The following is a 15,362-nucleotide window of genomic DNA, read 5'->3' as shown; positions in this document are numbered from 1 at the left end:
TCTTATCAAAAGTCGAAGGTCGCGGACAGGGCCAAGGTCCGCGGCGCGCCGCGCGCCAGACCGAAGCTGCTCGATGCGGCCGCCCAGTAGTCGCGGTCGAGCAGGTTCTCGATGCCCGCGCGCAGCGTCACCGGTTGTCCGCCTGCTCGCAGGCCGTAGCGCGCGCCGATGTCCACGCGGTTCCAGGCCGGAATACGCTGCGAGTTCGCGACGTTGTAGGACTGGGAGGAGGTGTAGATGAAGCGCCCCGTCAGTGTGACGCCCGGAAGCTGCGGTACATCCCACTCGGCGCCGAGGTTGAACTGGGTCGTGGGCACGCCGATGGCCTTGTTGCCGTCGTAGCTGCCGTTGGCGGTGCGCGTGAGTTCGCCGTCCATGAAGGTCACGCCGCCAAGCACGCGAAGGCCGCGCCATGGTTCGCCGAAGACATTGAACTCCAGGCCGCGGTTGCGCTGCTCGCCGTCCATTGCATATTGGTTCGTCGCGGTGTTGACGAAGCCGGTGGGCTGGCGGATCTGAAACAGGCTCGCGCTGGTGGCAAAGTTGCCGAAGTCGTGTTTGACGCCGACTTCGAGCTGCTTGGCCTGGATGGGCGCGAACACCGTGCCGGCATTGGCAGTGCCTGCGGGTGCCGCCGGACCTTGGCTCAGACCCTCGATGTAGTTGGCATAGAACGAGGTGTTGACCCAGGGACGTACCACCAGACCCACGGCGGGGCTGGCGCGCCCGCGGTCATAGCTGCTGGTGAGCGCGCCGGCGGTGCTGAAGTTGAAGGCCTTGACCTTCTGCTGGCGCAACCCGAGCGTCAGCTGCACACGATCGTCGAGAAAGTGCAGCGTGTCGGCCAGTGCCACGCTCGTGAGCTCCGACTCCGCCGTGCGCGGCGCGACGCTGCTGTAGCTCAGCAGGTTCGGTGGCGCGACGTACGAGGGGAAGTACATGTTCGACCGGTAGGTCGAGACGACGGGGGCCAGCACGCCCGAGTCGGTATGCAGCGTGTCGACGCTGAGGTTGAGGTCATGGTGCACGCTGCCGGTGACCAGCTTTGCCCGCAACCCGGCCTGCGCGGTGCGCGTGTCCGAGAACGTGGGCTGGAAGTACTGGTTGGCCCGGAAGTCGCCGAGCGCGTTCTGCAGATAGATGAAGTTGTACAGGCCCAGGAAATCATTCTTGCGACCGCCGAAGGCGGCGTACGCGGTCAGCTCGGACGTGATGTCGAATTCGCCCTGCACCATGCCGAAGCTGTCCTTCGATGCGGCAAAGTACCAGGGCTGGCCGAGGCTCAGGGTGTTCTTCGGCGTGCGCGGAATCTGAAAGTTCGCGTTGTCGGTGAAGACCACGCGCGTCGGCGCATCGGTGTGCATGTCGTGGTAGCCGAGGTCGGCCGACAGACGTAGCCGTTCGCCGCGGAAGTCGAGCTTCAGCGTGGCCGAACCCGCGCGCTGCGACTGATCGTCCACGCCGGTGCGGCCATCGCGGTAGGCACCGTTGAAGCGCACACCCCACCGGTTGTCCTCCCCGAAGCGGCGCCCCAGGTCGACGTGGGCGCCGTACTGCGCATCGGAGAAATAGCTCGTTGTGAGCTGGGTCACGGGCGCATCGGCGGCCCGCTTGGTCACGAGGTTGATGTTGCCGCCGACGGCGCCCGTGGGTGCCATGCCGTTGAGCAGCGCGCTCGGTCCCTTGAGCACTTCCACCCGCTCCACCGCCTCGAGGCCGCCGGTCATCTGCGGTGGCACGATCCCATAGAGGCCGTTGATCGCCATGTCCTGCGTCTGGGTCGGAAAACCGCGGATGGTGAACTGGTTGATGTAGCTGCCGTCGGGCCAGATGGTGCGCACGGACGGGTCGTTCTTGACCACGTCGCCGATGGTGCGCGCCTGCTGATCCTGCAGCGTCTTCGCGGTGAAGCTCGTGGTGTTGAAGGGCGTGTCGAGGAAGTCCTTGTCACCCAGCAGGCCCAGTCGCTGGCCGCGCCCGACCTGGCCGCCGGCGTAGGGACGTGGTGGCTCGCCCGGGAAATCGGCACCGGCGGTCACGGTCACGGACGGCAGCGAGCCCGTGGCGCGCGCGGCGGGCGCCCCCTCGGACGTGCTGCGACGGCGCAGGCCGTACTCGCCGGCCGGATCGCGCACGACTTCGAGGCCCGTGCCGACGAGCACGGCCCGCAGGGCTTCGGCCACCGTGTGTTCGCCCGTGAGGCCCGGGCTGTCGATGCCGACGGTCAGGCGCGCATCGACCGCGATCTGTGCGCCCGACTGCCGGCCGAGGCGGCTGAGCACCTGGTCGAGGGTGCCAGGCGGAATGACGAACTGGCGCCGCGGCTCGGGGACGGGCGATGCCGTCTGAGCCCGCAGCGGCGTCACCTGCAGCACGCTGGCGGCCAGCAGCGCCACGCAGCCCATGGCCTGGGCCAGGCGCGCCTTGTTGAACCGGGAAGTAGAGGTGGCCTGAACGCCCGCCATGTGCAGATTCCTTGTCGCTGTGTATGAGGTCGGATGGCGAAACCGGCCGCAGGCGCGAGGGACGTCCTGCGTGGCTTCTCGACAGGAAAGCCGCACGAGATCCGAAAAGCTGCCGTTTTTTTTGTAACAGCCGCGAGGACGCGCGGAGCGTGACGCTCAGCGTGGCCCGACGGTCACCCAGTAGCGCGTGAGCCGGCTCACGCGCACGGGCAGTTGTCGCTCAAGCGAGGCCAGCACACGCTCAGTGGGCGCATCGCCATCGAGCGGCCAGCTGCCGGTGATGCGCAGCTGTGCGACCTCGGGTGCGCAGCGCAGCCGCCCGAGCCGGTAGCGGTCGAGCTCGGCCACGAAGTCGACCAGCCGCATGCCCTCGGCGGTCAGCATGCCGCCGGTCCAGCTCGAGGCCGACTCGTCGAGCGCGCTCGGCGCGCCGATGCCGCCGCGCGTGAAGCGCAGTTGCCGGCCGGCAGGCACCAGCGTCGGCGGCTGCTCGGCGGGCTGCAGCGCCGTTCGAACCTGCACCGCGCCCTCGCTGACCGACAGCAGCGTGCCGTCTTCCGCGTCGTCGGACACGATGCGCCGCACCACGAAACGCGTGCCGACGGGCGTCAGGGTGCCGTCGCGCGTGGTGACGACGAAGGGACGGCCCTGGTCGTCATGCGCCGTGCTCACCTGGATCTCGCCCGCGTGCAGCAGCAGGCGGCGCTCTTGCCCATCGAAGCGGATGTCGATCGAGGTGGCCGTGTTGAGCAGCAGCTGCGTGCCGTCGGGCAACTGCAGTCGCCGTCGCTCGCCCACGGCCGTGCGGGCATCGGCCAGCGCGCCCGCGAGCGGACCGCCGTCGGACCATCGGTGCTGGACGAGCAGGATGGCGCCACCGCCCGCCCCAACCCAGGCCAGCGTCTTCAGCGCGCGGCGTCGCGAGGAGACGTTGGCGGCCTGCCGCAGGGCGGCACGCGCAAGCGCGGGTGTGACGCGGCCTTGCGCGGCCTGCAAGGGCGCGTGCACGCCCTGCAGCCGCTGCCAGGCGCGCGCATGGTCGGCGTGCGCGCGATGCCAGGCATCGAAGGCGGCCTGGTCGTAGGCGCCCTGCACGCCCGAGGACAGCTGTACGAACCATTGGATGGCCTGCGCGACCACCTCCGGCGGGAGCGAGCGGCCATCGTCGGCCGGTGAGGGCGGCGAAGCGGAAGGCACGAGCTCGAGGCGGTTGTGCATAGAAGGCGGCGAAACGGGTTCAGACGCGCGCGCCGGCCGATGGTCCGGGCGAGGGGTAGAGCGCCCGGTAGCACTGGGCCACGGCTCGCGTCATGGCCTTCTGGACCACGTTGACGCTCAGGCCAAGCTGGACGGCGATCTGCGGATAGGTCAGGCCGTCGAGTTGGGAGAGCAGGAATACCTCGCGCACTTGCGCGGGCAGGCCGTCGAGCAGTCCCGCGATCTCCTCGAGCGTCTGAAGGATTGAGAGCCGCTCCTCCGTGGAAGGGACGAGCTCCTGCGGGCGCGCCGCCAGCGTTTCGAGCCAGGCCTCTTCGAGCGCGCGCCGGCGCCAGTGACTGGCGACGAGGCCACCCGCAATGGTCACGAGGTAGGCACGCGGTTCGCGCAGGTCCTGCGGCTCGCGCTTGCCGAGCAGGCGAACGAAGGTGTCGTGCGCCAGGTCGGCCGCATCGAAGGCATTCCCCAGTTTGCCGCGCAGCCAGCCGATCAGCCAGCGGTGGTGGCTGCTGTAGAGCGCGGCGATGTTGGGAGACGTGGACGGGTCTTGCACGATGACGGGCGCCGATCAAGAAAGACGCAAGCGCGAGGCAAATGAAAACTATTCTCATCTTAGCGGTAGTTCACTGATCGTGCCCATCACTCGGCGTTCCGCTGCGGCTGAGAGTTGGCGTGGATTTCGTCGAATTGGCCCTTCAACACAGAAATTTCCGCTCAAGCCGGTGTGGCCTCGCGGCCGACCTGCCACGCACTCGCTCCTCATGCACAGTGGCACTTTGGGGGGACGGCTATCGAAGAACTTGATCGACGGCCGCGATGAAGTCGGAAACCAGCGCCTGCGTGGATCGATGCTTAGCGCGTACGAGGTAGCAGCGAAAAAGGATTTCCGGTTCGAAGGGAATAGCTCGCACGCCCAGCAGCGACAGCTCCTTGTGAATTAGCGGATTCACAATGCTCACTCCGAGACCGCGCGCCACCATGACGCAGATGGTGCTCGCCTGGGTCGTCTCGATCTCGAGCTTGCGCACCTCCGGATCGAACAGGCGATCGATAGCATGTCGAGCCGTATCGTACGAAGGCATCGAGATGAAGCACTCGCCTGCAAGATCCGTCGGCTTCACTTTGCGTTTGCGCGCCAGTCTGTGCCCCTCGGGCACGATGCACACGGCACTTTGCTGATGGATGAGTTCGCTGTCGACCTCCTGGGGCAACGCGACCGACGCCGCCAGTCCGAAATCGCTCGCACCGGATGCAGTCGACTTGCAGATGGTCGCGGAGTCGGCGGTGCTGACCACGACGGGAACGCCGGGTCGCATCTTGCGGAAGATCTCGAGCGCTCGAGGCAAGAGGCTGATGCCTAGCGCTGGGGAGACAGCCACACGCAGTCCGTCGACGCCATATGTCCCGATCCGCGCGGCGGCCTCTTGAATCGACGACAACCCAACGTAGGAACGCTCGACCTCGCGCATTAGCGCATAGGCCTCCGGCGTTGGCGTCACGCGGACTCCTACGCGATCAAACAGCTTGAGCTGCGTCTCGCGCTGTAGCAGAGCGATGGCTCGGCTGACGTTGGGCTGAGAGGTGTGCAATTGCTTCGCCGCGAGGGTCATCGAGCCCGAAAGCATGACGGCACGGAACATCTCGATCTGCTTGAAATTCATATCAAAAACGAATGAATGATTCGATTCTTGTCATTTGACGGCATGAACTGCCACTTTAATACTCGAAACCACCAGCCGGATCGACGTCCCCTAATCACTGGAGCCGCCATGAGTTCACTTAGCCGCCTTTTCTCCCTCCTCCTTCGCATGCCGCTGGCGTTTGCTACGGCATGTGCGTTCACGACAGCGTCGGCGCAGAAGTATCCCGATCATCAGATCGAACTCGTGGTGCCTTTCTCGCCGGGTGGCTCGACGGACGCCATGGCGCGTCTGGTTGCGCCGAAGCTCTCGCAGGACATGGGCGTGCCCGTGGTGGTTGTGAACAAGCCGGGTGCGGGCGGAGCGATCGGCACGAGCTACGTATTGGCCTCGGCCGACGGTTATCGAATCATGACAGGCGGCAACTCCAACCTCGGCCCCATCCTGGTGTTGGGCGAGCAGGCCAACTACAAAATCGCGGATGTGGCGGCGCTGGGCATGGGCACGACGAATCCTCTCGCGATCGTCGCCCGAACCGGACGGTTCGCGGACTTTGGCGCGTTCGTTCAGGAGGCAAGCCTCAAACCGCAAGGTGGCTTGTCCGCAGCCTCGTGGGGGCCCAAAACGCCTTCGCATTTTTACATCGCGCTGTTGGGGCAGCAATTGAAGCGAGAGTTCCTGCATGTGCCGTTCGACGGCGGAGCGAAAGCAATGCTCGCGGCGATGAGCGGCCAGGTCGACATCGCCATCGTGACGGTCGCAACGGCGCTCACGAACATCCAGGCCGGCAAGCTGGCGGCGCTCGCTGTCACGTCGGGCAAGCGATCGATCGACCTGCCTTCGGTTCCGACCATCGCAGAGCTTGGGCATGCGGGCGCCGAATATGTTTCGTTCGACGGCTTCGCGACGAGTTCGAAGCTTCCGGCTGACCGACTCGAGCTTTTGCGCACCGGCATCTCGAAGGTTCTCAATGATCCTCACTACAAATCGGGAATACGCAAGATTGGGGCTGAGCCCGCATTCCTTTCGGGAGCGGACTACGACGAATTCCTGAAAAAGAACATCAAGACGCTGGCCGAAGTGGCCGCGAAGACACCGATCAAGGACTGACGATCGTTCAACTGGAGCAGACAAGATGGGAAGAATTCAATCGGAGGCGAAGGCGCCTGAATTGGTGAAGCACGTGATGCGCGCTTTTCTCGAGGACATGGGGGAATACTTCCATGTCCATCTGAGGATTCACAAGGCACACACCCTGATGCTCGCCGAGCAGAAGCTGGTCTCGGCGCAGGAGGGAGCTCAGATCCTGCAGGCGTTGCGCGAACTCGAGCGTGGCGGCAAAGACGGGTTCGAGCTGCATCCGGATACGGACCTGTACATGCAGATGGAGGCATTCATCAAGTCGCGCGCTCCCGAGGCCGGGGGCAAGATGCACATGGGCCGGAGTCGAAACGACCTCTATGCGTGTGGTGCTCGGATCATGACGCGCGACAAGCTCATGCCGATGATCGCTGACGTGTTGGCATTGCAGCGTGTGATCCTGGAGCGAGCTGGCGAGCATGCTGCCACCGTGATGCCAGGCTACACGCATCTGCAGCATGCCGAACCCATCACCCTCGGACACTTCCTCGTGGCTTTTCACGACGCGCTCGCGAGAGATGTGGTGCGTTTGAAGGCGGCCTATGACAGCGCCAACCAGAATGCGCTGGGCGCAAGCGCTCTGGCCGGCTCGAGTTTTGCGCTCGACCGCGATCGCACGCGTGAACTGCTCGGATTCGACAGCGTGGTCGAGAACTCCTACGACGCCGTAGCGGCGCGCGACTACATCGTGGAGGCGATCGCTGCACTGGCTGTCATGGCATCCAGCATCACTCGCGTGGTCGATTCCCTGATCGTCTGGAGCACGTCGGAGTTCGGCATGATCGACATGCCAGACAGCTACGGTTACACCAGCAGCATCATGCCGCAAAAGCGCAACCCGGGTTACTTCCTTGAGAGCGTGCGATCGAAATCGGCCCGGATTACCGGCGACGTGGCGAGTGCGCTTTGCACACTGAAAGGCACCACCTTCGCGCAGTCCCGTGACACCAGCTTCGAGATCACGGTGCCGGTGTTTCGCGCCTTTGGCGAGGCCGAGGGCGTGGTCAATGTGATGCGCGGCGTCATCTCCCGCATGATCGTTCGTCAGGAAACTATGGCTGCGAACTGCGCCGGCGAGTTTTCAGGGGCGACCGAGATCGCGAACTTTTTGGTCAAAGACAAGGACCTTGACTTCCGCTCGGCCTATTCGGTGGTGGCAAACACAATCCGCATCGCGTCCGAGCGCGGTCTCTCGCCCGATGGTGTGACCGCCGGGCTGATCGACGAAGTTGCCACCTCTGTACTCGGAAAGCCGGTGGGTCTTTCGGAAAGCCAGGTGCGGCTGGCACTGGATCCGGCAGGCAACGTCGAGCTCAAGCAGACGGTGGGCGGGCCGGCGGTGAAGGAGGTGAAGCGCATGATCGATGCGCGCTGGCAGTCGCTTGCAACCAACGAGGGAAAGTACCGCATGCTGGTCGATCGCCAGCAGGCTTCTGAAGCCGCGCTCGATGCAGCCATCGGTAGCTACATGACGGCCATCGGCTGAACAGGTTTCCATCCTCGTCGCGCGGGAGGAACGCACGCCCCGGGGTCGGTGGGACGGGCCGACATGGCGAGGCCTAGAGTAGCGTCTTTCGAATCGTGTCGGCGTTTGAGCTCACCGGCCCCGAAGCGCACATGCCGACTTCTTCGTCGCGTCTCGACGTGCCACGGCTGATGCCATCAAAGCCGAGCCGATGATCACGATGGCGCACGATGCCAGTTCAAGCAGCAAGTCCTGTTGACGTGTTACGCGTTGCTTGCCCGCGGCCGAACTTGGGGCTTGCCAGAGCCGGGGGAGGTGATCGGTCTTAGCATCGGAGCAGTCGTGCTGCAGTTTTCGTGGCTGTCAAGCCTTGCTGGCGGCGACAGCGCTGAAGCACACGAGGTCCATCAGAAGCGTCCTCACGTGGGTCGGTAACGGTGATTCAAGCGTTAAGCGACGGTCGGCACGAGTATCAACAGAATGCCGCCGAGAGTATGAAGCGTCGACCGACGATTTGAGCTCCGGCCGACCTGTCAGGCGACAAGGACATGACCGTCCGGCGTCCTCCTCTGGACGTACGCGTGGCGTTCCATATGCGGGTAAGCCGCTTCATCTGAGGCACTAGCGATTTGCCACAGGCGATTCGGCCAAAAATCGTCGGATCTGCAGTGTGACGCAGTTCTCATTCTGGGCTGGCCAGCCCTCGATGGTCTGGTTTTCCCTAGGAATTTAGAAAGGTTAAGCGCTTGCGCAAGCGCTTACGTCACTGAAGAATCCGGTCAACGGCAGTGAATGCCGTTTTCAAGGAGGCAAGAGTGCTAAAGATTCGCCACGCCGCGGCATGCATGGCCGTCGTGTTCGCCCACGCGGCGACACCCGGCGCCTTCGCTGCCCAGCCCGTCATCGGCCTGGTCACGAAAGCCGACACCAACCCCTATTTCGTGAAGATGAAGGAAGGCGCCAGGCAGGCCGCGGACGCTGGCGGCGCCAGGCTGCTCACGGGCGCCGGCAAGTTCGACAACGACAATGCCGGGCAGGTCACGGCCATCGAGAACATGCTCGCGGCAGGCGCCACGACGCTGCTCATCACCCCGAGCGATTCGAAGGCGATCGTGCCGACCATCAAGCGGGTACAGGCCAAGGGCGTGATGGTGATCGCGCTCGACAGCCCGACCGATCCCATCGAGGCCAGCGATGCGCTCTTCGCCACCAACAACTACGCGGCCGGCGAACTGATCGGCCGCTATGCAAAGGCGGCACTCGGGGGCAAGGCCGCGAAGATCGCGACCATCGACCTGTTCCCCGGGCACCCGGTGGGCGCGCAGCGGCACAACGGCTTCCTCGCGGGCTTCGGCCTGCCCGGGGTTGCCGACGCCAAGAGCAACCAGTTGTCGACCGCGCCCGAGGTGGTCTGCATGGCCGACAGCTACGGCGACCAGCCACGCGGGCAGACCGCGATGGAGAACTGCCTGCAGAAGTCGCCCGACATCAACCTCGTCTACGCGATCAACGAACCCGCCGCCGCCGGCGCGTACCAGGCACTGAAGAAGGCCGGCAAGGAGAAGGGCGTCGTCATCGTCGCGGTCGATGGCGGCTGCACCGGCGTGAAGAATCTCAAGGCCGGCATGATCAACGCAACCTCGCAGCAGTATCCGTTGCGCATGGCGAGCCTCGGCGTCGAGGCCGGCATCGCTTTCGCGAAGACCGGCCGGAAGGTCAGCGGCTACACCGACACGGGCGTCACGCTGATCACCGACAAGCCCATGCCCGGCATCGACAGCAAGGACAGCGCTGTCGGCCTCGAACTGTGCTGGGGCACCAAGTAGGCGCTGTCACTGACACCCGGTCACCGTCCACCCCTTCCTTCCCAGCCGCCATGGCTCGCATGGCGGTCGGGCGCAGCCATGCCGCACGCAGGGCACCACCCGTCAACCACGAGGTCGCCATGAGCCATGCATCCCAACCTTCATCGTCCTTCAGCCGAACGGCCGGCCCGCAGCCTGGGCCGAGCCTGCGGCATCGCCTGCCCCGGCTGTCCTCGCTCGGGCCGGTCATCGCTTTGCTGCTGGCCTGCACCTTCTTCTCGTTCCAGAGCGATCGCTTCCTGAGCATCGAAAATTTCTCGCTGGTGCTGCAGCAGGTGATGGTGGTCGGCACCATCGCCATCGGCCAGACCCTGGTGATCCTCACCGCCGGCATCGATCTCTCGTGCGGCATGGTGATGGCGCTCGGCGGCATCGTCATGACGAAGCTTGCGACGGCCGCCGGGCTCGACCCCTACCTCGCGATCGCCTGCGGCATGCTGGTGTGCGTGGCCTTCGGCCTGCTCAACGGCCTGCTCGTGACACGGGTGCGGCTGCCAGCCTTCATCGTCACGCTCGGCACGATGAACATCGCGTTCGCGATCACGCAGCTCTACTCCAACGCGCAGACCGTGACCGACCTCCCGTCGCCGCTGACCTGGTTCGGCGGCACGGTGTCGGCGGGCGGCGTGGAGATCAACTACGGCACCCTGCTCATGCTCGGCCTCTACGCGCTGGTGTGGTGGGTGCTGCGCGACACGCGGCCCGGCCGCCATGTCTACGCGGTGGGCAACAACCCCGAGGCCACGCGCCTGACCGGCATCTCCACCGATCGCGTGCTGCTCGGCGTCTACATGGTCGCCGGCCTGTTCTACGGCATCGCGGCCCTGCTGTCCGTGGCGCGCACCAGCGTGGGCGACCCCAACGCGGGGCAGACGGAGAACCTCGATGCCATCACGGCCGTGGTGCTCGGCGGCACCAGCCTGTTCGGCGGGCGCGGCCTCATTCAGGGCACGCTGCTCGGTGCGCTGATCGTGGGCGTGTTCCGCAACGGGCTCACGCTGATGGGCGTGTCCTCGGTCTACCAGGTGCTGATCACCGGCGTGCTGGTGATCCTGGCGGTGGCTACCGACGAACTCTCGCGCAAGAAGGGATGAACATGAATGCCGGAACACCTCCCCCGCTCGTGCTGCAGGCGCGCGGCCTCGTCAAGCGCTACGGCCAGGTCACGGCGCTGGATGGCGCCGACTTCGACCTGCGCGCCGGAGAGATCCTCGCGGTGATCGGCGACAACGGCGCGGGCAAATCCTCGCTGATCAAGGCGCTGTCGGGCGCGACCATCCCGGACGAGGGCGAGATCCTGCTCGACGGGCGGCCCGTGCAGTTCAAGTCGCCGATGGACGCGCGCCGCAAGGGCATCGAGACGGTGTACCAGGACCTCGCCGTGGCGCCCGCCATGACCATCGCCGAGAACCTGTTCCTTGGCCGCGAGCTGCTGCGCGACAGCCTGCTGGGCCGGCTGTTCCGCATCATCGACAAGAAGCGCATGCTGGCCGAAGCCGAGGCGCACATGAAGCTGCTGCAGATCGGCATCCGCTCGATGGTGCAGGCGGTGGAGACGCTCTCGGGCGGCCAGCGCCAGGGCGTGGCGGTCGCGCGCAGCGCCGCCTTCGCGCGGCATGTGGTGATCCTCGACGAGCCCACGGCCGCGCTCGGCGTGAAGGAGGGCAACATGGTGCTCGAGCTGATCCGGCGCGTGCGCGACAAGGGGCTGCCGGTCATCCTGATCAGCCACAACATGCCCCACGTGTTCGAGATCGCCGACCGCATCCACATCGCGCGGCTCGGCCGCCGCGCCGCGGTGGTCAACCCCAACGTGATCGGCATGAGCGACGTCGTCGCGGTCATGACGGGCGCGAAGCGGCCCGAGGACCTCCCCGCGGAGGCACTGGCTTGAGCAAGATGCATCCAGGGAGCTCCCCGTTCGAGGGAATAATCGTGTCCGCCCGGCTTTTGGCGCCGGGCGATCAACAGGAGCAGCTTCCCCTTGCCAACCATGAACGACGTCGCGCTCGCGGCGAAGGTCTCCACAGCCACCGTGTCCCATGTGCTGAACGGCACCCGCGTGGTCCATCCGGACACCGTGCGCGCCGTCGAGGCGGCGATCGCCAAGGTCGGCTACACGCCGAACATCCTCGCGCGCTCGCTGGCGCGCTCGGCGTCGAGCACGATCGGCGTCGCGATCGCGGCGGTGTCGAACCACTACTTCTCCGGCACGGTGCACGCGATCGAGGCCGAGTGCAGCCGGCTGGGGCTGGCGATGCTGTTCGTGGACACGCACGACGATCCGGCCCAGGAGCTGCGGGCCGTCAAGACGCTGCACCAGCGCCGCGTGGACGGCATCCTGTTCGCGCCGACCGCCGACCCCGAGCGGCGGGCGCTGAGATACCTGCAGGACGCCAACGTGCCGACGGTGCTGGTCGACCGGCTCATGTCGAAGGACTTCGACCAGGTCGGCGTGGAGAACGTGGCATCGACCGCACAGATGGTCGCGCACCTGGTCGGGCATGGCCACCGGCGCATCGGGTTCGTCTCCGGGGCGCCGGAGCTCTCGACCTCGATGGAACGCCTGCAGGGCTACCGCGACGCGCTGGCGCAGGCCGGACTGCCCTGGGATGCATCGCTGGTGCGCGAGGGGCAGTCGACGATCGGGCCGGCACGCGAAGCGGTGAAGGCGCTGCTGGCACTGCCCGAGCCGCCCACGGCCATCGTCTCGGCCAACAACCTGATGACCATCGGCGTGGTCAGTGCGATCCGCGAAGCGGGCCTGGACATCCCCGATGCCGTGGCCGTGGTGGGCTTCGACGATTTCGACTGGGCCGAGTACTTCGAGCCGCGCCTCACGGTCATGGCGCAGCCGGTGCAGGACATCGGCCTGCGCGCGATGAAGCTGCTCAACAAGCGCATCAAGACGCCCGACGGTCCCCGGCAGACCGTTCGCCTGGCGCCGACCTTCATCGTGCGCCGTTCCTGTGGCTGCGCCTAGCCGACGCTGACAGGCGCGCCATGCGGGGAGCGATCCCCGCATGAGCACCGCCGTTTCGCTGGGCATCGATCTCGGCACCTCCGCGGTGAAGGTGTTGCTGCTGGACGAGGACGGCACCGTGCTCGGCCATGTCGACAAGCGCCTGCCGATCTCCCGCCCGCAGCCCGACTGGTCGGAGCAGCACCCTCTCCAATGGTGGGCCGCAGCGCGCGAGGCGCTGGCCGACCTGCGCAACGCCTGTCCGCAGGCGTGGCCGCGCATCGCCTGTATCGGCCTCACGGGCCAGATGCACGGCGCGGTCGTGCTGGACCGCGACGACCAGCCGATCCGCCCGGCGATGCTGCACAACGACGGGCGCGCCGCGAAGGAAAGCCGGGAGATCGAGGCCGCGGTGCCGCAGGTCGCGGCGATCGCGGGCAGCCGGTCGATGGCCGGCCTCACCGCGCCCAAGTTGCGCTGGATGGCACGGCACGAGCCCGAGCGCTTCGCCGCCATCGATTGCGTGCTGTCGCCCAAGGACTACCTGCGGCTGCGCCTGACCGGCGAACGCGCCACCGACGTGTCGGATGCCGCGGGCACCCTGTGGTTCGACGTCAGGCGGCGCTGCTGGAGCGAGGCGTTGGTCGCGGCCAGCGGCCTCGCGCTCTCGCAGCTGCCGCGCGTGCGCGAGTCCACCGAGCCGGGTGCGACGCTGCTGCCGCTGGTCGCGGCCGAACTCGGCCTGGCGGCCGGCGTCGTCGTGGCCGCCGGCGGCGGCGACACGCCGGTGTCGGGCCTGGGCATCGGCTCGATCGAGCTGGGCGACGCTTTCGTCAACCTGAGCACCAGTGCATCGATCGTGGCCGTGACCGGCCACGCCGCCATCGACGAGGCGGCGTCGATCCACGCCTGGTGCCATGCGCTGCCCGGGTGCTGGTATCAGATGGGCGCGATGCTCTCGGGCGCGAGCTGCCTGCGCTGGATCAGCCGCATCGTCGGCGAGTCCGACGAAGACGCGCTGCTGCGCAGCGTCGAGGGCAGCATGGCGCGCGGCGGCCATCCCGCGCAGGCGCTGCATCCGGCGCAGGCGCCCATCTTCCTGCCCTATCTGTCGGGCGAGCGCACGCCGCACAACGACGTGGACGCGCGCGGCGTCTTCTTCGGCCTGTCGCACGACACGAACGCCGCGCTGCTCGGGCACTCGGTGCTCGAAGGCGTGTGCTTCGGCCTGCGCGATGCCATGACCGCGATCGAGTCGACCGGCACGCGCATCGCCTCCCTGGCCGTCGTTGGCGGGGGCGCCCGCAGCATCTACTGGACCGAGATGCTCGCCAGCGTGCTGGGCAAGCCGGTGCAGCGGCTCGCGGGCGGCGAACTCGGTGCCGCGCTGGGCGCCGCGCGGCTGGGCTGGCTCGCGCTCGGCCACGACCCGCGGGCCGTGTGCAGGCCCGCGCGCGTGGTTTCGCGCCACCAGCCCGACGAAGCACTGGCTTCGATGTTCGACACCCGCTATCGCGATTTCCGCGACATGTACCGCGCCCTGGCCCCCCTGTTCGGCGCGCGTGCGCAGGCGCTTTCTCCCCGCTTCATGGAGTCCGTGCAATGAGCATTGCCACCGCCTTCGCCCCCGTCGCCCGCGCCACGTACGCGCCGGCAGGCGCACCGCATCTGCGCGAGCCGCACGAGGCTACCTTCGAGCACGCACTGCTGCGCGACCCGGCGCTGGGCTTCGAGACCGCGCCATCCAGCGGCATCGGCTGCCTCGTGCACGGCGCGCCGTCGCGGCTGGACCGTTGGCACTACCACGACGAATACGAGCTGCACCTGGTCGTCAAGACCCGGGGCAAGGCCTACATCGGCGACGAGATCGTCGATTTCGCGCCGGGCTTCCTCGCGCTGATCGGTCCGTCGGTGCCGCACCATTTCGTCTCCCACGACGTGCCGGCGGGCGGTGTGGCCGTGCGAAGCCTGGCGATCCAGTTCAGCGACGATGCCTTGCGGCAGACGGCGGGCCTGTTCCCCGATCTGGGCGAGGCCTTGCGCCTGCTGGAGCGGGCACGCCACGGGATCGAGTTCGCGGGCATGGGAGAAGAGATCCGCGAACACTTCCACCGCATCCGGGCCTATCGCGGCCTGGCGCGCTTCGCGGAACTGGTGGCACTGCTGAGCTACCTCGCGACCTGGCCCGAGAGCCATCCGCTGTCGATGGACCGCGCGCTCCCGCGGCCATCGCAAGAGGTCACCGAACGGCTGTCGAGCCGGATCGACAAGGCGGTCGGCCACATCTGCGAGCACTACATGGACGACCTCTCGCTCACAGGCATGGGGGATCTCGCGGGCATGGGTGCGCAGTCCTTCTCGCGCTCCTTTCACCGGGTGATGGGCTGCACCTTCGTCGAGTTCGTGACGCGCACGCGCATCACCAAGGCGTGTCACCTGCTTCGCCACACCGACCAGCAGATCTCGGCCATCTGCTACCAGGTCGGGTTCAACAACATCTCGAACTTCAACCGCCACTTTCGCCGGCTTCGCGGGATGACCCCGGCGGAGTACCGCAGCGACAAGGCATTCCTGCAATCGGCCGGCGCATAGCCGCAACCATCGAGC

Annotated in this window: 12 protein-coding genes; 8 read left to right on the top strand and 4 right to left on the bottom strand. The window is 66.7% G+C overall.

Annotation, left to right across the window (positions count from 1 at the left end; genetic code table 11):
• Window positions 1–5: 5 nt before the first annotated feature.
• From R0232_RS41005 to R0232_RS40990, 4 genes are all read right to left on the bottom strand, one after another.
• Window positions 6–2,465, bottom strand: a complete 2,460-nt coding sequence (locus R0232_RS41005; RefSeq protein ID WP_431513135.1) for a TonB-dependent siderophore receptor — start codon at window positions 2,463–2,465, stop codon at window positions 6–8.
• Between the two features lie 156 nt (window positions 2,466–2,621).
• Window positions 2,622–3,683 carry a FecR domain-containing protein gene (locus tag R0232_RS41000; RefSeq protein ID WP_431513134.1) on the bottom strand — a complete coding sequence of 354 codons (1,062 nt, stop codon included), beginning with the start codon at window positions 3,681–3,683 and terminating at the stop codon, window positions 2,622–2,624.
• 19 nt (window positions 3,684–3,702) lie between these two features.
• A complete protein-coding gene (locus R0232_RS40995; protein WP_431514655.1) occupies window positions 3,703–4,239 on the bottom strand; it encodes a sigma-70 family RNA polymerase sigma factor in 537 nt (178 codons plus the stop codon).
• A 232-nt stretch (window positions 4,240–4,471) separates the two neighbouring features.
• Complete coding sequence (locus R0232_RS40990) at window positions 4,472–5,344, bottom strand: LysR substrate-binding domain-containing protein (RefSeq protein WP_431513133.1); 873 nt, start codon at window positions 5,342–5,344, stop codon at window positions 4,472–4,474.
• A gap of 108 nt (window positions 5,345–5,452) precedes the next feature.
• Here R0232_RS40990 and R0232_RS40985 point away from each other — a divergent pair, with 108 nt between their 5' ends.
• From R0232_RS40985 to R0232_RS40950, 8 genes are all read left to right on the top strand, one after another.
• On the top strand, window positions 5,453–6,433 hold the full coding sequence (locus R0232_RS40985) for a Bug family tripartite tricarboxylate transporter substrate binding protein (protein WP_431513132.1): 981 nt from the start codon (window positions 5,453–5,455) through the stop codon (window positions 6,431–6,433).
• 25 nt (window positions 6,434–6,458) lie between these two features.
• Complete coding sequence (argH, locus tag R0232_RS40980) at window positions 6,459–7,949, top strand: argininosuccinate lyase (protein WP_431513131.1); 1,491 nt, start codon at window positions 6,459–6,461, stop codon at window positions 7,947–7,949.
• Window positions 7,950–8,773: 824 nt separating this feature from the next.
• Window positions 8,774–9,754: a sugar ABC transporter substrate-binding protein gene (locus R0232_RS40975; protein ID WP_431513130.1), complete on the top strand. Its 981-nt coding sequence runs from the start codon at window positions 8,774–8,776 to the stop codon at window positions 9,752–9,754.
• Window positions 9,755–9,873: 119 nt separating this feature from the next.
• Window positions 9,874–10,887 carry an ABC transporter permease gene (locus R0232_RS40970; protein WP_431513129.1) on the top strand — a complete coding sequence of 338 codons (1,014 nt, stop codon included), beginning with the start codon at window positions 9,874–9,876 and terminating at the stop codon, window positions 10,885–10,887.
• 2 nt (window positions 10,888–10,889) lie between these two features.
• Window positions 10,890–11,687 carry an ATP-binding cassette domain-containing protein gene (locus R0232_RS40965; RefSeq protein ID WP_431513128.1) on the top strand — a complete coding sequence of 266 codons (798 nt, stop codon included), beginning with the start codon at window positions 10,890–10,892 and terminating at the stop codon, window positions 11,685–11,687.
• 99 nt (window positions 11,688–11,786) lie between these two features.
• Window positions 11,787–12,776, top strand: a complete 990-nt coding sequence (locus R0232_RS40960; protein ID WP_431513127.1) for a LacI family DNA-binding transcriptional regulator — start codon at window positions 11,787–11,789, stop codon at window positions 12,774–12,776.
• Between the two features lie 40 nt (window positions 12,777–12,816).
• Complete coding sequence (gene xylB / locus R0232_RS40955; RefSeq protein WP_431513126.1) at window positions 12,817–14,361, top strand: xylulokinase; 1,545 nt, start codon at window positions 12,817–12,819, stop codon at window positions 14,359–14,361.
• The gene (locus R0232_RS40950; RefSeq protein WP_431513125.1) at window positions 14,358–15,347 is read left to right on the top strand and encodes an AraC family transcriptional regulator; all 990 of its coding nucleotides are present in this window, start codon (window positions 14,358–14,360) and stop codon (window positions 15,345–15,347) included. The genes xylB and R0232_RS40950 overlap by 4 nt, the downstream gene beginning before the upstream one ends.
• The last annotated feature ends 15 nt before the right edge of the window (window positions 15,348–15,362 follow it).

It is taken from the genome of Variovorax sp. DAIF25, from assembly GCF_050711835.1.
Lineage (GTDB): Bacteria > Pseudomonadota > Gammaproteobacteria > Burkholderiales > Burkholderiaceae_C > Variovorax.
The sequence above is the reverse complement of the archived record's forward strand: the minus strand, read 5'-3'. Positions and strand labels throughout refer to the sequence as shown.